The sequence below is a fragment of the Paenibacillus sp. NPDC101420 genome, assembly GCF_050277435.1.
GTDB lineage: Bacteria > Bacillota > Bacilli > Paenibacillales > Paenibacillaceae > Paenibacillus_AQ.
This window is the reverse complement of the sequence record NZ_JBNNSE010000001.1, coordinates 1,980,656-1,999,229: the sequence shown is the minus strand read 5'-3', so window position 1 is coordinate 1,999,229 and position 18,574 is coordinate 1,980,656. Positions and strand designations below refer to the sequence as shown.

The following is an 18,574-nucleotide window of genomic DNA, read 5'->3' as shown; positions in this document are numbered from 1 at the left end:
TAGTACTCAGGCCTATCGGGAGATCCGTACAAATACACCTTTTTATGGATAAAATCACACATCGTTTTGTAAGCGTTACCAACTTAAGATGGAAGGGAAGTCCATATTAGGTAGAGGGGGCACATTTATGAAACGATTCAGGTCCGCGATGGCGGGTCTGCTCGCGATGCTGCTGATTTTCTCAAGCTTGCCTGTGATGGGAATCGGTAGCGGTTCCGTAGGAGCAGAAGGGGTTGGAGGAACAGGCGCAGGGCAAATTCCATCAGGGATGGTACTCATCAAGAATAAGTGGAAAAATAATTTTTTATATGAAACGTCTGATGGTATCGTGCGTTATGGCATGACCAATCCAGCGGACACATCATCGCATTGGACAGTGGAGACGGTAAATGGTCTGTCACGAATTAAGAATGTGAAGACGGGCCACTACATTACAATGGCTGGTAATAACGGCAAAGAGGATACGCTAAAGGCGGCAGATCTCCAAGGATCAGGAAGTGTTACGGATCAATGGTTGATCGATACTTCCAATAGAAACGGATATATGATCATCCGCAGTGCGACAGTGCCAGAGAGTAAACTGGTTATCCACGAGGAGAATCAGCTTGGTTACGCGCAAGTAAGCTCGGATATCAATATTACGTTTGAGAGTCCGCAGTGGGCTTTTATCGATCCTAACGCAGGAACAGTACCTGTACGGTTGGAAAGCCGGATGCGTCCCGGTCAGGTAATGTATGAGGACGAAAAAGGAAATGTTCTCTACGGCAAACAGCCTTTGAAAAATGAAGCAGCCCAGTGGTATCTTGATCAGGGAACGGACGAAGGAACGTTGATGATTCGTAACCGTGAGACGGGTCATTATATTAAGCAGAATGAGCAGACTTGGGCTGGAGTTTTTTCACAAGAAATCGATACGAATAATGTAAAGCTAAGTGAGTGGTTCCAAGAGAGCGCACCAGATCCAGATGGAACAGGCTTTATTACGCTTCGTAACAGTGGTTTAACTGATAGTGGGAGTCCGTTATGGCTAAATCCACAATTCAACGATGACAATAACGTGCGCTCTAACGGCTGGCCGGGATCAGCCTCTAATCCAAGTGCGCAGTGGAGCATCGTGCCGATTTCTGAATTTAAGCCGGTACGATTGGCTACTTATACAGATGCACAAGTAGCTACAGATTTTTTATATGAAGCTGCAGACGGCGAGCTTAAGCATGGCGTTATGGCTTCAGAGGATGCAGATTCATCCGATTATCTATGGTATGTAGAGGATTATGATGGCAATAAGCGTATCCGTAATGCGGAAACTAATCATTATATTTCATACACTGACGGCACAGCCAAGGCTGTAGAGATCAGCGAAAGTCAGCCATCGGATCAGTGGAAATTTAAAGATTCTGATGATTATGATGATTACCTGACACTAGAAAATGTTGAGAGCAAAGACATCTATATCTCTACCTTGGGTGGAGGTAATGCTGGAGCAAATGGGGATGCGACTTCCTTGAGCGCCCAGTGGCAGCTTCTAGATCCCAATATACCGACTGATGGAACCATTCCATATTATCGAATTCAAAATGGATGGAAGTCTTTTTATTGGTATGAGTCTGCTGACGGCCTCTTGAAGTATGGAAATATGCAGAAGGATGGCTCCGATCAGTGGCTCGTGGAGAAATATAATGGCCGCAAGCTATTCAAGAATAAGAAAACAGGCCATTACATTAACACAGTGAACATGCCAGATGGCCATATTCAGGTCACTGAGCTTCCAGACAGGAATAATGTGGAGCGGGAATTTATATGGACAGGCAAAAATATTGGCGACAACACATACGTAATTAGCAGTGTTCTCGACAAGGAACCAAATAAATTCCCTGAGAAGTTCATTTCACTTCAAAATCTCACTAAATACGCCGAGTATGGTGTGATCAATCCAGGCTGGGGCAGTCCACAGTGGAGATTCGTTACTGTCACAGAGAAAAAGCAGGACTTATTCCGCTTTAAGCTAGACACTGTAAATGGGGAGGATCAGTATCTTAAAGATGGTCCTTTGCTGACTTCTCCAAATGTACTAGAGAAATTGCTAGAATCTAAGACTGTCACTGAATCTGTCTATGATTCACAGGACACTGAAGCAATGGTGCCGCAGGATAAGGTGGTGGAACCTACAATCTCTGATGCAAAAATTGCACCTCTAGCTGCTGCAAACGAGGATGTGACAGTAGGTCAGGCTACTTATGGCCCACTTGATATTAACGACGATTCCTTTGTCTGGCAGCTGCAAGAAATAGCTGGCAGCAATGGATCTGTGAAGATTAAAAATAAAGGTACTGGACGTTACCTCTCCCTGGAGCATATAGGTGGTGCAGTAGATGAGATTGAGCCTAATGTTGCCGTTCAGACATTGCAAACCGTCTATGATGTATGGGGCAGCATTAAGTGGATTGTGGATATGCAGCCTTCAGGTCTGACTACTTTCAAGAGTGGATGGGCTGGCCACTATATGTATGGGGCTTCTGACGAGAATGGGAATCCGATTATAAAGATCAGTAAGGCTCCCGATGCAGCGGATAGAAACAGTGCTCATTTTGCCGCTGAAGCCGTTGAAGCAATTGCGCCACCGATCCCTGCTTACCCTGTAAGATTTAAGAATGCAAGTAGTGGGGAGTATTTATACGAGAATGAGCACGGAGTTGTTCTGTACGGGCAGCCGTCAGCAGAGAATGGATTCTCGCATTGGAATATATCTGTGCAAGACGGCAAACAGACGATCATCAATCGAGCAACAGGCCATTATTTAACAGTGAATGGGGATTATTCTTACTTGGAGAGCAGTAATGCGGAACCGGCTATAGACGGGGCATCTGCATGGGAAGTAAGCTTGGCCTCCGATTATACGAATTACACCATTCGTAGTCTCTATGGAGAGTACGACGATGAATTAATAAACATTGCGAATAAGACGGGATATGCTGAACGGGCACTCCTACTAGAGAGTGACGGCTCAGCTCAATGGAAGCTTGAAGCAGCTCCACAGGAGTTTACTACTCCGTCTGGAGAACTGCGCAACAACAATACAACAACTCCAGTTCAGAACGATACCAACATTATAACAATCGTACCGAAAGGGACGACTGGAAAAGTATTGGCAGAAAAAGAAGGGGCAATCGTATTTGCAGAAGCTTCTGATAAGACGGCTCACTCCCAGTGGATCGTTCAGGATGTAAATGGACGTAAACGCATAATGAATGTTCAGACGAAGCAATATCTTTCTTTAAATGAAGGGGATCAAGTCGTCTTGTTATCTTCCGGGGAAACAGAACGTTCCCAGTGGACGCTGGAAGAGAAGTTAGGCTACAACCTCCTGCTAAGTGCTGATAGAACGGGCTTTCTTACTCACAGCGCATCGGCGGTTCAACTTGGTTCTGCTGTGGGAACCGATAGCACTCTTTGGAGCTTCTTGCCTATCCCTACAGATGCAATTTATACAGGAGAAGAAGCATTCCAAGGCGATCATGTTATACGGTTTGCAGTCAATGCCCAGCAAGCCGGTGAATATGATGCCGTTGTTCGTTACAAGAACACTTCCAGCGCTGTTACAGATCTGTTGCTTGAGGTGAACGGCCTGAAGGAATCAGATAAAGTTAACGTGGTCAAGACTTCCTCTTGGAAGACTGTACAGGTGAAGCTGCAGCTGCGTGCAGGAATCAACACCGTTTCTCTAAGCAACGACAATATCGATTGGAATAAAGTAGGCATTGATAGCCTGACAGTAAAAAATAGCGTGAACAAAGTTTACCGCGGGGCAACAGTTCCTTATATTAGCTATGAAGCTGAGGATGCAGTGACTAACGGAACACTAATCGGTCCTTCGCGGAAATATCGCACTATGGCTTCTGAGGCTTCTGGACGACAAGCCGTCGCCTTGAAGAATACTGGGGACTATATAGAGTTCAAGCTTGCAGAAGCAGCTAATTCTATTGTTCTGCGCTATTCCATTCCGGACAGCTCGGATGGTGCTGGTGCTGAAGAAACATTGACTCTATATGTAGATGGAGTTAAGAAACAGCTTAATTTGACTTCAAAATATGCTTGGGAATATGGCAGCTACCCATGGTCAAATGATCCTCGTCAAGGTAGTGGACATCGCTTCTTTGATGAAATTCATGCTCTGATTGGCGATGCTCCTGCCGGAGCAACCATTCGTTTAGAGAAGGGAACAGGAGACCAAGCGACTTCATACGTCATCGACTTGGTGGATATGGAGCAGGTAGCCCCTGAGTTGACTCGCCCTGACGGCTTTATTTCTGTAACGGATTTTGGAGCAGTAGCCAATGATGAGGGAGATGATACCGCAGCCTTTAAGGCAGCGCTTGCCGAAGCGAAGGCAACAGGGAAAGGGGTTTGGTTCCCGGTAGGTACCTTTAATGTCGGAGAGGGTCTGCTGGATCTGGATACAGCCGAAATCCGTGGAGCAGGCATGTGGTATACGGTTCTGAATGGCGCCAAATTTTACGGTCACGGTGATAAGGTTGGCGTATACGATCTATTGATTGAAGGTGGCATTAATGTACGGGATGATGAAGCGTTCACTAACGCCTTCCATGGTGCTTTTGGCCAAGGCTCGGTCATTCAGAACGTATGGATTGAACATACCAAAGCAGGCTTGTGGTTAACACAACCTATTGGTGAGAAGGCTCGTACGAATGGTCTGTATATGGCAGGTCTTCGAATCCGCAATCTGATGGCGGATGGAATTAACTTTGCTGTAGGCACTGGCAACAGCATGATGGAACAAAGTGACATCCGCTATCCAGGGGATGATGGTATTGCGATGTGGTCGTTCACAGATGCCAAATTGAATGAAGTGAATGGCGCGGAACGGACTTTTAGCTATAACAATACGGCACGTTTTAATAACGTCTCACTGCCATGGTTGGCCGATAACATTGTGGTCTTCGGTGGTAAAGATAACAAAGTTCAAGATAACGTGGTAAAAGACACTGTAACTAATGGAGCCGGGCTCGCTGTATCTACCCGTTTCTCCGCAGAGCCGTTCCAAGGAACGACAATCGTTGAGCGGAATACATTGCTTCGCACAGGTAGTTATGATTCGGGCTACGGGGTAAACCTCGGTGCGTTATGGCTGTACGCTGGTGAGAGCGACCTAAAAGGAAAAGTACTCATCCGTAACAATACGGCGCTCGACAGCACCTATTCTGGCCTGATTGCCCACGGTAATCTGGAGGGAAACGCTCTCACGACGATTGATGGAGTTGTTCTGACGAATAATGTATTAGACGGTGCAGGTACGAGCGGTATAGAAGTAACGAAAAATCTGAAAGGTAACCTGCTCGTCGACAACTTGATTATTCGTGGTGAACGGATGAACCTCCTGTCCAATGCATCTCCTGAATTTAGCATCATTGAACAGAATCAAGGGATAGCCACAGCTGTTAAACCTTTCTCCATCAAGCTAGCAGATGGACAGAGCGGACCTGTTGTACTAGAACAAGGAAAGTCAGCTATTCTTCAGGTGTTGGACAAAGAAGGAGCGGATATTACTACACAAGCTACACTTAATTTTATGAGCAGTGACATTGCTACTTTTACAAACAACAGTATTCATGGAGTTAAAGCGGGAAGCACAGACTTCACGGTAACTGTTGGCAACGATAAGAGGGTGTATACAGTTGAGGTGGTGTTACCTAATGGTGGGACGGATCCTGTGGATCCGACTGAACCAACGAGTACTCCTGATCCGGCGGGGTCAGTAAATCCTGTTGCACCTGTCGCTACACCAACTCCAACACCAGCTGCTAATCATGATGCGCAGCTAAAAGCTAAGGCGACTGCTGGGCAAGCTCTTATCGAGATTTCAGCTAACGGAGAGGGTATAGCTCGCTTTAGCGCAGAAGCTTTACGCGATGCAGCAGCACTTAGCCCGAATGCGGTGCTTGTCATTGCCAGTGGCGATATGAGCTATCGCTTTCCGTTAGGACTCGTGGAGAGCGTGCTGAAAGCTGCACAAATGCCGGCAGGCACTTTAGAGTTCCAACTAAATCCGCTAAACGGAAAAGGATTGGAACAACTGCTTGCCAAGGCTAAGCAGCAAGGTTTTAATGTGCAAGGAACTCCGGCAAGTGTCACCTTAAGGGTCACAGATGGCAAAAACACTGTAGCTGCTAATGGGTTCGGCACTACGTATGTAGATCGTACATTTATGATGGAGGGAGCACTGGTTGCAAAGACGGGAGTAGTCCTTATTTACGATGAGCAGACGGGTTCCTTCCGTTATGTACCTGCATTATTCGAGATCGTAGGCGGGTTGACCAAGGTTACTGTTAAGAGCAGCAGTGCTAGCGGGATATTCGTCGTTGCACAACATCCTGTAACTTTTGGAGATATTTCTTCACACTGGGCAAAGAACGAGATCGAAACGCTTGCCAGTCGACTGATCTTGACCGGACAATCCACAGATAACTTTGCACCTCAGAATTCCGTTAGTCGTGCTGAGTTCGCAGCTATGCTAATTCGCTCTTTAGGCCTAGCCGCTGCGAACACAACGAAGACCTTCAGTGATGTGTCTGATTTATCATGGTATGCTGCAGACGCCAGAGCTGCAGCAGCCTTAGGACTGGTTCAAGGCTATGAGGATGGAACCTTCCGTCCGAACGCCCCTATTACACGGGAGCAAATAGCTGTTATGGTAGCTAGGGCACTGAAGCTGTTAAACCTTGGAGCAGGAGAATCGGGAGCTAACCCTGCGACAAATGTATTTACAGATTCATCTGCTATTTCTACTTGGGCTAAAGAGGCTGTGAATGTCTTAACAGCAAAAGGAATCATGAAAGGCCAATCGGCAGATAGCTTTGCGCCTGGCAGTGATACTAGCCGTGCAGAGGCAGCCGTGATCCTAACAAGATTACTTAAAGCTGCCGGATTATTGAATTAAATTTCTACTAAAAGAGCAGCTATTCTCCAGTAATTGAAGAATAGCTGCTCTGCGTTTTTTGGACGAAGACTGTCTGCCAGAACATATTTGGTTATTTTCATGCCAATAGCGACTAGAGGGTCCGTTAGTATGCCGAATATTCGATTATACTGCGTATAAGGTCAACTAGCTCCGATAGCGGCCTCATAGGCGATACAGCCTTATTTAAGCTTCCCCATCGACAAATTGACTCTGTAATTTCCGAACTTTAGCAGCTCGTCGAGAAAGATATTCAAATCCTCTTGGCTTCCGGCACGAACGCGTATCCAATAGCAGCCTTCTCCACTGACGCGATGCATTTCTTTTACGCTGTCATGCTGCTTTGCGAATGTTTGAAAGGCTGGATGTACCGTATTCGAACCTAGAAAGACCGTTATAAAGGCATTGATCGCCTCACCAACTTTATCTGGATTCCAGCGGACGGTGTAGCCTTCAATCACTCCGGTGTCCTGCATTTTGCGAATACGTGCACCCACTGCTTGGCCTGTCATATGCACTTGCTGCCCAATGTCTCTGTGACTGATCGTGGAATCATCAATTAGAAGCTCTAAGATGCGAAAATCCACATCATCTATGGAATAAGAACTCGTCATTATTTAAAATCCTTTCTGCGTGAAAGTTGAACAGGCCAATCTCTTTCCAATCTCAATGTATTCTGTTTCAAGGTCCAACTATAATTAATTGTAGCAGAAGATATCTGAAAGAAAGAAGGGCTTACGATGAAAATACAGCATATTCGCAACGCGACCCTATGGATGGAGTATGGGGGAAGTACATTTCTGATCGATCCTATGTTGAGTGAGCAGGGCGCTAATCCTCCCATTTTTAATACGGAAAATGACCGTCGGAATCCGCTTGTATTGTTACCGGGATCAGTAGAAAAATGGCTGAATCCTAATGCAATAATAGTCACGCATCTTCATCCAGATCATTGGGATGCCGCTGCCGTTTCCTTGCTGCCGCATAATCTCCCGTTATTTTGTCAGGAGGGGGACAAGCATACCCTAGTAGAGCAGGGATTTGAGAACGTCTCGGAAATCACCGATAAGCTGACATTCCAAGGAGTAACTATAACACGTACCGGTGGACAGCATGGAACCGGAGAGATTAGCAAGCTGATGGGGAAGGTATCCGGGTTTGTCTTTCAGGCGGAAAACGAATCAGTTGTGTATTTGGCAGGAGACACGATTTGGTGTGATGAGGTGAAGATTGCACTCGATGCCTTTAAACCTGAGGTGACGATCGTTAATGCTGGTGGAGCGCAGTTTTTAACCGGAGGTCATATCACAATGAATGAGCAGGATGTCGTAGACTTATGCGAATATGCCTCTTCTACTAAGGTGATCGCTGTACACATGGACGCCATCAACCATTGCCTTGTTACCCGGGATAAGCTAAAAGCTCACTTGGAGAAGGAGGAGCTACGGGATCGAGTACAGCTTCCGCAAGACGGGGAATGGTGTTACGCATAAACTAAAGGGGGGAGTGATCCCCTCTTATATCTAGCTAATGGCAGAAATAATGCATGAATTTGAAAACGATCACAAAAATTATTTTACCCGCTTGACTAGACCTTCAAATCATGATAAATTAATTCATGTTCACTTCTAATTTACTTCTAATGTTCCCTGATAGCTCAGTTGGTAGAGCACTCGACTGTTAATCGAGTTGTCACAGGTTCGAGTCCTGTTCGGGGAGCCATTTTTATGGAGAGATACCCAAGTGGCTATAAGGGGACCCTCTGCTAAGGGGTTAGACTGCGTAAGCGGTGCGTGGGTTCGAATCCCACTCTCTCCGTTCTGAATTACATAAGAAGAGCTTCCATTATGGGGGCTCTTTTTTTGTTGTATGAATTTATTTGAGGTGGCTAAATTCGAATTATCTGGAATTGAGGTAGTACCTGGGGCAGATCACGCGGATGTGTGATTTGTCTTTTTTTATCTGAATTATCAGTGATCATATTCAATATTTTGGAAGGTGAATAGAGTGGAAAAGGCGAATGTTTACTTGATAAGTCGGCGCATAGTTGTGAATTGACAAGTGAATTAAATAGAGAGAGGGAGAAAATATCAATAATATCTCAGTGATAGAGGCTAAAAGTCAATATATTAACCAAGACCACTATGTTATTTTAATAGACGGTAAGCCACTTGATTTAATACTTCATAAATTGTACCCCAAAGAATTGTTCTTAGGGTTAATACCGACAATTGTAGATTGGATCAATCTAGATGAGGAAGCAAACTTTGTTCAGCAGAGATTCACAATAAATCAAGAGTGTAAGGTAGTACCGATACTTATGTGTCCGGATGATTGTGATTTATCATGTACTTTAATTGTGGCTGAGGTCATTATGAGTAGGGATTACATTAAGTGGAGACGAATCGGAGTCGATCATTCTCCCATAAAGCATAATAATTATGAGATGATCGGAACAAAGGTGACTTGGTTAGAAAAGGTTCCAGAAATGAAATTTAATAAAGAAGAATATAAGTATCTTGAAAAAATATATATTAATACGATGAATACATAATACAGTATTCACGTTCTTTACCTCATCTTTAGTCTGCGGAAGTTGGCTCGACAGCATGCTGCCTCAAGTTTCGCGGGTCATGAACGTAGAAAAGGTGAAAAAGGGGGCTAACTGATTGAATACATTTGCAATGTATAAATCAATTAAAACTTCGGAAGGGATTAAAGTATTTAGATATAATACTGAATTTCAAGCTATATCTGGTCCAGGTCCAGCGATTGGTTTAATAGTAATGATGAATCCGGGTGATGCACGTCCTGATTCAAATGTTATATTCAATCAGTTAATTAACGGTGAATATGAAACAGGTGAACCTGTTTTGACAAAGTCAGATAGAACCATGAATAAAGTCTTTAAATTGATTCAACGACTATATACAAGTAATAATATTTCCTTACCTGATCGATATACAATTCATATTGAAAACCTTTTTAATATTAGAGAGAAAAACAGTAAAGAAGCTGTGAATCTCTCTAAAAGATTAACTCAAACCAACGAAATTATGTTTCAGACTAGAAAAATAAATATGCAATATCAATTTGTTTTTTTAGCTTGGGGAAGCGTAAAGGTTAATCTAGATCGCCAACGATTTTTAAAACTGAATTATCCTAACGCAATAATAGTAAATAAGATTAACATAAAAGGTAACATATCAAATGTAAGTTACCCAGTACATCCACTATATATGAACACAGAATATTTTCTTGATGCCTCAGAAGGAAAACTGTTCATTAATTAACTCGAGGAAGATGAATAAATCACCTAACAATGAGTTTTTAAATATGAGGATGACCCTGATTCCATGGAAACTTTAACTGGAGTCATCGAAGAAATGTAGGAAACATGAAGAAAATCAGAGGGCTTAAAAACACTATAAAAGGTTTAATAGAAATTAAGTATACTAAAGAATCAAAATTAAATTCAAAACTGTTAGGAAATAGTACATGAAAAGAAATAGCGAAGAAAAACTTAGGAGGATCATTGTATATTATGTAATTCAATTCAGTCAGTTATACCATTTAACATTAATTTCACGCTGAGGGCGAAGCTGCCTTAAAACTCTTCGTATAGTGCACGAGGAAAAAGATAGATAGAATCCCTGCAAGAAACAGAGGAGGGAACATGAAAACTATAAATCAATTACAAACTAAACCTTCAAGTAGATATGATAGTTTTGATCCGGATCAAGAAGGAAATAAAAATACCAAATTTGCTGACATAATAATTGATGGCAGGTCTCTTTATCAAATGCTGAAAAGGCATGATATGGTTCCGTCCCTTGGGTGGGGGAGTGAACAGCATCAAAGGAAAATGATTAACTATTTTTTATTAAACCAAATGCATGAATATATGTACTACAGATACCCAATATTAGTCTGCCCTTGGTGTGGAGATAAAGAGTGTGGCTTTATATCCGTATTTATTGAGAAAGAAGAGGATCTTATCATATGGAGAGATTTCAAACGGGAACCCAGCAATAAAGCTATTGATGTTGGGCCTTTTTATTTTAAATGGGATGAGTACGAGAAAGTTATAAATGAGACTTTTGGAACTGCGGAGATTCAATGTTAGAGATAAACCATCAGGAGGAACTTATGTCGATTAATCCTAAGATACTTTATAGCTCAAATGAAGAAACAGATTACGTCAGAAAAAAACTTATTGAATTCAACTCTAAACAAGTACCAAACGGCATTTATGAGGAGATAAATTTATGCTTGAAGGATGATAACGGAGATATTGTTGCCGGTATCAACAGTGCGATATGTTGGAATTGGATGGAAATTGGTATTTTGTGGGTGGATGATAACTATCGTAGTCAAGGTTACGGGAAAAGATTATTGGAAGAAGCAGAGAAAGTTGCCAAAGCAAAGAAATGTACTTTTATCAAATTAGATACATTCAGTTTTCAAGCGCCCGAATTTTATAAGAAGTATGGATATAAAGTAATTGCAACTATCGAAGATGCTCCGCTTGGAAGTAAACACTTTTACTACAAGAAGGATCTTAGCTATGATTAAGGTGGCTTGAGGAAGGCATAAACCTAAAATCAAAGGAGAGAAACAACTGTGGAGCTTTTTAAACAAATACCCTTGTACAGATTTTTGGCTTTATGTAATGAAAGTGGCATGGAAAAGACCATATTAGATTGTGGGGCAGGAGGGGATACTCCTCCACTAAGTTTGTTTGCGAATTATGGATACGCTACATATGGAATAGAGATGAATGTTGAACAAATGAACAGAGCTAATCAGTTCGCAGCAGAAAGAGGGCAGAATTTAAACATACATCAGGGTGACATGAGACAGTTGGCATTAAACGATGAGTCGATGAGTTTTGTGTATTCTTATAATTCTATTTTTCATATGAAAAAACAAGAAGTGAAAGAAGCAATAAATGAATTGAAACGGGTGCTAAAACCTGGTGGGTTATTATTTGTTAATTTTTTAACTATCAAGGATTTTCGAGTCGGTGACGGAGTTGATTTAGGAGAACATCAGTATGAGCAAATGGAAGATGATGAATTACGTAATTCACTCTTATTATGATTATGATGAGGCGGATTCTATGTTTGAAGATATGCAATTAATATATAAAGAAGATCGAGTGCTTGAAAGAAAGTTTGAAGGCGAATGGATACGGCAAGGATTTATCGATTACATATATGAAAAATAGTTAAGAACAACTTAGAATAAGGTCAGATAAAGATATAGCAATAATAAATTGTTCGCAACTTGGTTTGCTATTTCATATTCGGGCCATTCTCATTTTGACTGGAACTCTACGAAGTCTTCGCCAGAGCTGATCATCGGGAATATTGAGATTGGGGCTATAACGTATTTCATTTTAGTCCTAGCCGTTCTGATGGAGCTGTTCGTAACCCGCTTAAAGAAGAAATTGATGGTTAAAGTGTAAAGTTATCTTTTAATCTGGTTGTAAGAAAAAGCATTTGTTTTGTTCAAAATAGTATGTTAAGTTATAAACCTATTTGACAGAGCACACAAGTTAGAGCCTATTATGGCTCTTTTTTTGTTAGTTGGCGGGAGTGAGGAACATGGATTATAGGAAAATAGAACGTTCAATCACCTATGCAAAAGTATCGTACTATATGAACATTGTTATGGCCGTTGGGAAAATGATTGTAGGGTTATACACTGCCTCGGTCTTCTTATGCATATATGCTTTTTACAATGTAGGGCTGGCCTTGGCGAAGGCAACGGCGGTCAAGGGACATTACGCGGGGAAGCAGCTGCCTGACGAAACACATCCCTACGGTTACGGTAGAGAAGAATATAAGAGTTATTTCAAGGTTGGAGTCATCTTAACTACGTCTAGCGTTGTTTTTATCATCTATTGTTTGCTGTTATTTTTGTATGGCAGTTCCGTGAGTTATTCGAAGAATGTAGCACTCGCCATCGCATGCATGACTTTTGTAGAAATTGTTATGGCGGTGCATGGGTCGATCGTTATGATGAGAAAAGGAAAAGCGCCAGCCGTTTCGGCAATCAAGTTATCCAATCTAGCGGCCTCTTTAATATCTCTCGTTCTTACACAGACAGCTATACTTTCGTTTACACATCAAGGGGATATGTCTTATTATAACGGTCTTGCGGGACTGATCTTTGGTGGGCTTGCTGCGTTGATCGGCGTTGGTATGATGCTACATATGCATCTCGTACTGATTGCTAAGCATTATCCTTTTGTTAGGAGAAAGCTAATCAAAACTATACAGTCTTGCGGCGTGAATCTTTCTATTGAACTTATTCGTTACGAGGATCATGGTCCTAGAAGGAAGCTTCTTTATGTTCATGAGATACACAGCGACTCCAGGGAACAATATGAGGTGATCAAGGCAAGGATTAGACGTGATTGGGATATAGAGATGATTGAAGAATCGAAGAATGCTATAGGCTGAAGTGATATGAAAAAAAAGTGCTTGCCATGTCCTTATATTTCTGGTATCATAATTTTTGTTGTCACGTTAAGACAACCTTGCTAAGGCCCGTTGGTCAAGGGGTTAAGACACCTCCCTTTCACGGAGGTAACATGGGTTCGAATCCCATACGGGTCATATTATGCGGTAGTGGTGGAATGGCAGACACGCTATCTTGAGGGGGTAGTGGGTGTATACCCGTGGAGGTTCGAGTCCTCTCTACCGCATACAAATAAAAAGTAAGAAATCCTTTGCTTCGCAGAGGTTTTCTTACTTTTTTTTATAGGGTTAGACAAGTTGATTAGTTCTTGAAGGCTCTTGCATATTGGGGATAGAGCTGTCTGACACATTCTGGGCAAATATCATGGGTGAATTGCAGAGAAAGCTGATGTTTTAAAAAAAGTTCAATGTTGATCCATTCATCCTTAGAATTTCGAATGGATTTGCAGGAAGCGCAGATGGGGATTAACTCTTGTGTTGGCTGACATGTCGAACAGATGCTTGTGATCCCCGACATCTTAGTTCCTTCTATAAATACACCCAAATCATATAGAGAAATTATAAAAGCAGCTTCTAGATAATAATCAGAGAGTAGCGGATAGATTTCCAATCGAAAGATACGCGTCCCTTTATAGGCGGTTTGTATGATGAACTCAGAGGTATAAATCTGTTGCTCTCTGCGGAGTATAATTTTCACCGAATCATAAAGCTTGGCCCATTGATCGGAATCGATGATCACATCTTGCAGAAGCTCCGAATAATAAGCTCCAATCCATTGTTTGTGAGGGGAGAGGCCATATTCATGACTAAATGCTTTCCACTTCCTGTTGGTGAACTGGATAACTCCTTGGCTGTTGATGACCACTGCATTGTGCGGCAGATATTCAAGTGAATGGATAATGGAAGATGATAAGCATTTTGACAAAAGTCATCGCTCCCTCCTAGAGATCCTTCGGGATGACATGTTAATTAAGGGGGTCAGACGGCATTACATCAGACACTTGTCACCTGAGTCGCCTCTTATCGTCACTCTAACCATATGATATAATCGGATAATACATAGTAACACCAATTATATACTTTTTTGCGTTATTTTGCAATAGGTAATTACTTAAATAAGTCTTTTTTTATTTTTTTGTGAAGGGCGGTTTACGGATGCAGACCATATACGAACGTATAGAGTACTTAATTAAGCAAAAAGGTCTCACCAAGAAATCATTCTGCGAGCAGTTAAATATAAGCACAGGTAATATGGGAGATTGGAAGCGGGGCAAATCTACTCCGGGAACACATAAATTAATTGAGATCGGCGCTTTTTTTCATGTAAGTCTGGACTGGCTTATTTTAGGTAGAAATACATCTGAAATATTGAAAGAGAGCAATGAGGACTATGATTTCGGAGAAGCGAAGTTGAATGAAGATCGAACGAATGAATTGCTTCCAGAGGAAAAGGAATTCATTAAAGAATACCTAGCATTCACTGAATATCGTAAGCAGAAATGGGCCGACGAAAATTCTTAAATCAACGCCTTTACATTTCGGGGAAGTACATTTATAATAATGAATGTTGACCTCAAACAAAGTTTTATGTTTTATCTCACCGCGCGGTAGTGGTGGAATGGCAGACACGCTATCTTGAGGGGGTAGTGGGTGTATACCCGTGGAGGTTCGAGTCCTCTCTACCGCATACAGAATGACGAAAGGAGCCTTGCGATGCAAGGCTTCTTTTTTATGCTTAACGAGCAATCGGAAAGCTGTATTTTCGTATATTGAATAATGACAAAAGGATACTGACCGCATATCACCTAGTGGGTTGAGTGATGTGGCCAGTATCCTTTTTTAAAATTTCTTATTGAATGGATTATTTCAGAAGCTTGGAGATATAGGATTCGATCTGCTGAGGAGTAGTTTTAGGAGCAAAACGCTTAAGGACACGGCCTTCTTGATCCACCAGGAACTTGGTGAAGTTCCATTTCACGCTTTTTGAGCCTAGAACACCAGGTGCTTCCTTTGATAAGTATTTGAATAATGGGTGTGCTTCATCACCTTTTACATCAATCTTCTCGAACATTGGAAAAGTTACCCCATAGTTAATCTCGCAGTATTCTGCAATTTCATCACTTTCGCCAGGCTCTTGGCCAGCAAACTGATTGCTTGGAAAACCAAGTACCTCAAATCCACGATCCTTAAATTTCTCGTACACTTCCTGAAGCCCTTTATACTGAGGCGTAAACCCACATTTGCTAGCTGTATTCACAACAAGGAGTACTTTACCTTTGTACTTGGACAATGATTCTTCTGCACCCCGAAGAGTGTTGACCTCAAAATCATAAATACTCATGGATGCCACCTCCTTTGTAATTTCTAATTTTAATTTATCGCAATTTAATTGTACACTATTTATGATGGGGAACCAAATAAGAAAATTCTATGAACCATTAACGCCCATTCGGTTTATCAAATCACAGCAAAATGAATGATCATAAATTAAATGTATCTGTATATATTTTATGGAAATAATGACTGAATAAAGGCGTTGATCAGAAAAGAGCAATAAATAGCCTCCGTGTTAGGCGTCTTTGGTTGACATCACTCTTAAAATTCTTTAATATGTCTAAGTATCTGAGAATATGTTGCGTGTGCAATTTACAACCAAAAATTTAAATAATGGGTGATGAAGATGTCTTACAGACCGAATATTACGAATGTGACCAAAGCCAGCAGCAACGATAAGGAAGGATTGTACGAGTTCATTATCAAGCTTGCTGATGGAACGGAGTGCCGTGCGTTTTATAATCGGTTTCCGGAATGGAAAATGACGAACATCAGCCGCCTGCTTAAAACTCCATGTCCAATTTGCCGCAAAGATTTCATCTGTAAATGCATGGAGGCATTCACTGCTGATTTCGAAGGACAAATGATCGGTGATCAATGGATTGAAAAGGCAATTGCTGAATAATTAAAGAACGGTACATGTTGGCGCGGGATTCTATCCCGCGTTTTTGTTTACCCAAAATATGCGATACACTTATCTTTATAGGGAGGGGGAGCTATGAACGAGGAGCTGAACATTATGCAAAATAAGTCCATTGTGTTGATTGATGGGGTGTGTCATCTTTGCCAAGGTTTGATTCGTTTCATCATCCCGCGTGATCCCAAGGCTAAATTTCTATTCGCCCCTTTACAAAGTGAAATTGCCGCTAAGCTAATGAGTGAGGCTCGACTTCAACCTGGGCAGTTGAACACAGTTGTATTGCTGGAGAACGGTGTGTATTATACAGAGTCGGCTGCTGTACTGCGGATTGCACGTAGATTGAGATGGCCTTGGCCTGCTGCGTATATCTTCATTATAGTGCCGCGCCCAATACGGAATACCCTCTACCGCTATGTTGCAAGGAATCGTTACCGTTGGTTCGGGCGCGATGAGCAGTGTCTACTCCCAACACCGGAGATTAAACAAAGATTTTTGTAATCCGGGATTTGGCTAGATGTTATAATGTAACCATAATTTGGTATAATTAAGGGCATTTAGCGAGGGGCGAAGGGATGTTGCGAAAGGCAGGGCTTTATCTATTAATAGTTATGCTAGTTTCTTTAGGTACGATGGGAACGGTATCCGCTGATGCTAAGCTCAAGGTAATGGTGAATAATTCGAGCGTGAATTATGGCGTGCAAATCGTCTCTGGACAGACGATGGTTCCGCTGAAGGCTTTTGAGAGCTTCAAGAATACTTCTATTCAGTGGGAAGCCCGTACAAAGCAAGTAACGATCGTTAGAGACTCCATGAAGATTATGCTTGCTGTGGGTTCTCGAACGGCGTGGAAGAACTCCGAATCTGTACAACTGGATGCACCTGCTAGCATCATGGATGGAAGAGTTACAGTGCCGCTGAGATTTATTGCGGAAGCTCTTGGAGCAAGAGTAACGGTAGATGCTACTACGAATACTGTCTGGGTTCAGGAACGTGCCAATGCGAAGCTTGTGCAGAATTATAATAGTAGGGACTTGGTAGTTTCCCGCATTGCTGCTTTACAATTCCCGGTTGAAGAAAGAGAACCGTCCCAATTAACGGGTGATAATGAAGCGTTGTCTATGTCGTATTATTTTCCTGAAGGCAGATCTGATGGATATTTCATAATCTATGGGCATTTTGTATCGTATTATGAGATTAAAGACAACATTAGAACAGTCGTATGGGAAGCAGATTTGGACAATTCGAAAGAGGCTGATAAAAAGGATTTTACCGCGATATTCGGACACCCCATTGCGAAGGAATATGGTAAAGCCCCTGTTTTAGCCCCATCCTATGCCTATTATTATACGAGTGTATGGGGAAGTCAGATTATTTGCGGAATCGTTAATGCGGATGGAACGACTAAAGTATCAGGGAAGTCGCTGAACTGGGAGAACAACAAGCCCTTTATCGTGGCTATTCCCGGCGAGACGAAGCTTTAAGCGCTCTACAAGTCATATAAAATATGGAGATGAATTATGAATAAAGGCAAGCCCAAGGGATTTATGCGTTTTGATTGGCCTTTTCATTTTGTGACGATGCCGCTTGCGCTAATTTTGTTTGTGTGGTCGGCGATTTATGCTGTTCAAGAGATACGTGATGATGGTGCTTTAACGGTGCCACTGCTGTTATTCGGTATGTCCTTATGCTTACTTTTTGCGATTACAAGAATTCGTATATATGCGACAAAAAATCAGGACCGTGTGGCGAGAGTGGAAGAGCAGTTCCGCTATTTCCGTCTGACAGGCGAAGCTTTGAGCCCAGAGCTTGAAATAGCCCAAATTATAGCGCTACGTTATGCGGGTGATGATGAATTTCCAGCACTGTGTCAACGGGCGGTGAAGGAGAAGCTCATTCCTGCTGATATTCGGTCTGCCATTAAGAACTGGCGCGAAGATAAGATGAGAGTATAGTATCCAGCTAGTGTGCGAAAAAACTTATTGCTGCCTTCTTATATATATGCTACTATAGCTGTAAATTAAAGGAATAGTAACGGAAGCACCGTTCAATTACCGTATCCACGGTTATTGTCGGTGCTTTTTTTGCTGTCTTTTTTTGAGGAAATAATGGATTTCTTCTTATCGAAAGGAGCGTGGTTTC

17 protein-coding genes and 5 tRNA genes are annotated in these 18,574 nt (G+C 42.2%); 19 read left to right on the top strand and 3 right to left on the bottom strand.

Annotated elements, in window-relative coordinates:
* Positions 1-127 precede the first annotated feature (127 nt).
* Positions 128-6,955: an S-layer homology domain-containing protein gene (locus ACQKMP_RS08740; protein WP_427469187.1), complete on the top strand. Its 6,828-nt coding sequence runs from the start codon at positions 128-130 to the stop codon at positions 6,953-6,955.
* Between the two features lie 200 nt (positions 6,956-7,155).
* Here the strand turns inward: ACQKMP_RS08740 and ACQKMP_RS08735 are convergent, their stop codons facing one another.
* The gene (locus ACQKMP_RS08735) at positions 7,156-7,587 is read right to left on the bottom strand and encodes an Lrp/AsnC family transcriptional regulator (protein WP_427469186.1); all 432 of its coding nucleotides are present in this window, start codon (positions 7,585-7,587) and stop codon (positions 7,156-7,158) included.
* Positions 7,588-7,713: 126 nt separating this feature from the next.
* On the opposite strand from ACQKMP_RS08735, the gene ACQKMP_RS08730 reads away from it, so the two are divergent.
* The 12 genes from ACQKMP_RS08730 to ACQKMP_RS08675 all read left to right on the top strand — a co-directional run bounded on the left by ACQKMP_RS08730 (position 7,714) and on the right by ACQKMP_RS08675 (position 13,688).
* Positions 7,714-8,466, top strand: a complete 753-nt coding sequence (locus tag ACQKMP_RS08730) for an MBL fold metallo-hydrolase (RefSeq protein ID WP_427469185.1) — start codon at positions 7,714-7,716, stop codon at positions 8,464-8,466.
* A gap of 153 nt (positions 8,467-8,619) precedes the next feature.
* Positions 8,620-8,695, top strand: a tRNA-Asn gene (locus ACQKMP_RS08725).
* A gap of 7 nt (positions 8,696-8,702) precedes the next feature.
* Positions 8,703-8,791, top strand: a tRNA-Ser gene (locus ACQKMP_RS08720).
* 851 nt (positions 8,792-9,642) lie between these two features.
* Entirely contained in the window at positions 9,643-10,266 is a 624-nt protein-coding gene (locus tag ACQKMP_RS08715; RefSeq protein WP_427469184.1) for a hypothetical protein, read from the top strand.
* A 383-nt stretch (positions 10,267-10,649) separates the two neighbouring features.
* The gene (locus ACQKMP_RS08710; protein ID WP_427469183.1) at positions 10,650-11,099 is read left to right on the top strand and encodes an oxidoreductase; all 450 of its coding nucleotides are present in this window, start codon (positions 10,650-10,652) and stop codon (positions 11,097-11,099) included.
* Positions 11,100-11,122: 23 nt separating this feature from the next.
* On the top strand, positions 11,123-11,548 hold the full coding sequence (locus tag ACQKMP_RS08705) for a GNAT family N-acetyltransferase (protein WP_427469182.1): 426 nt from the start codon (positions 11,123-11,125) through the stop codon (positions 11,546-11,548).
* Positions 11,549-11,596: 48 nt separating this feature from the next.
* Positions 11,597-12,076: a class I SAM-dependent methyltransferase gene (locus tag ACQKMP_RS08700; RefSeq protein ID WP_427469181.1), complete on the top strand. Its 480-nt coding sequence runs from the start codon at positions 11,597-11,599 to the stop codon at positions 12,074-12,076.
* The gene (locus ACQKMP_RS08695) at positions 12,030-12,203 is read left to right on the top strand and encodes a hypothetical protein (protein WP_427469226.1); all 174 of its coding nucleotides are present in this window, start codon (positions 12,030-12,032) and stop codon (positions 12,201-12,203) included. The genes ACQKMP_RS08700 and ACQKMP_RS08695 overlap by 47 nt, the downstream gene beginning before the upstream one ends.
* Positions 12,204-12,251: 48 nt before the next feature.
* Positions 12,252-12,443: a hypothetical protein gene (locus tag ACQKMP_RS08690; RefSeq protein ID WP_379423106.1), complete on the top strand. Its 192-nt coding sequence runs from the start codon at positions 12,252-12,254 to the stop codon at positions 12,441-12,443.
* A 139-nt stretch (positions 12,444-12,582) separates the two neighbouring features.
* Positions 12,583-13,443: a cation transporter gene (locus tag ACQKMP_RS08685; RefSeq protein WP_340974473.1), complete on the top strand. Its 861-nt coding sequence runs from the start codon at positions 12,583-12,585 to the stop codon at positions 13,441-13,443.
* Between the two features lie 84 nt (positions 13,444-13,527).
* Positions 13,528-13,599 (top strand) — tRNA-Glu (locus tag ACQKMP_RS08680).
* Positions 13,600-13,605: 6 nt separating this feature from the next.
* Positions 13,606-13,688 (top strand) — tRNA-Leu (locus tag ACQKMP_RS08675).
* Between the two features lie 74 nt (positions 13,689-13,762).
* Here ACQKMP_RS08675 and ACQKMP_RS08670 read toward each other — a convergent pair.
* Positions 13,763-14,386, bottom strand: a complete 624-nt coding sequence (locus ACQKMP_RS08670) for a hypothetical protein (protein ID WP_427469180.1) — start codon at positions 14,384-14,386, stop codon at positions 13,763-13,765.
* Positions 14,387-14,616: 230 nt separating this feature from the next.
* Between ACQKMP_RS08670 and ACQKMP_RS08665 the strand changes: the two genes are divergently transcribed.
* Together ACQKMP_RS08665 and ACQKMP_RS08660 are read left to right on the top strand one after the other, a co-directional pair.
* Positions 14,617-14,982 carry a helix-turn-helix domain-containing protein gene (locus ACQKMP_RS08665; RefSeq protein WP_149645200.1) on the top strand — a complete coding sequence of 122 codons (366 nt, stop codon included), beginning with the start codon at positions 14,617-14,619 and terminating at the stop codon, positions 14,980-14,982.
* 83 nt (positions 14,983-15,065) lie between these two features.
* Positions 15,066-15,148: transfer RNA gene (locus ACQKMP_RS08660), tRNA-Leu, on the top strand.
* Positions 15,149-15,322: 174 nt separating this feature from the next.
* Here the strand turns inward: ACQKMP_RS08660 and ACQKMP_RS08655 are convergent.
* Entirely contained in the window at positions 15,323-15,802 is a 480-nt protein-coding gene (locus ACQKMP_RS08655) for a glutathione peroxidase (RefSeq protein WP_042124801.1), read from the bottom strand.
* Between the two features lie 339 nt (positions 15,803-16,141).
* On the opposite strand from ACQKMP_RS08655, the gene ACQKMP_RS08650 reads away from it, so the two are divergent.
* The 4 genes from ACQKMP_RS08650 to ACQKMP_RS08635 all read left to right on the top strand — a co-directional run bounded on the left by ACQKMP_RS08650 (position 16,142) and on the right by ACQKMP_RS08635 (position 18,387).
* Complete coding sequence (locus ACQKMP_RS08650; protein WP_042124803.1) at positions 16,142-16,420, top strand: hypothetical protein; 279 nt, start codon at positions 16,142-16,144, stop codon at positions 16,418-16,420.
* 93 nt (positions 16,421-16,513) lie between these two features.
* Positions 16,514-16,933 (top strand): thiol-disulfide oxidoreductase DCC family protein, encoded by a 420-nt coding sequence (locus ACQKMP_RS08645; protein WP_427469179.1) that lies wholly within the window; start codon positions 16,514-16,516, stop codon positions 16,931-16,933.
* A gap of 74 nt (positions 16,934-17,007) precedes the next feature.
* The gene (locus ACQKMP_RS08640) at positions 17,008-17,916 is read left to right on the top strand and encodes a copper amine oxidase N-terminal domain-containing protein (protein ID WP_042185528.1); all 909 of its coding nucleotides are present in this window, start codon (positions 17,008-17,010) and stop codon (positions 17,914-17,916) included.
* Positions 17,917-17,952: 36 nt separating this feature from the next.
* Positions 17,953-18,387, top strand: coding sequence for a DUF6526 family protein (locus ACQKMP_RS08635; protein ID WP_427469178.1), 435 nt, complete (start codon positions 17,953-17,955; stop codon positions 18,385-18,387).
* The last annotated feature ends 187 nt before the right edge of the window (positions 18,388-18,574 follow it).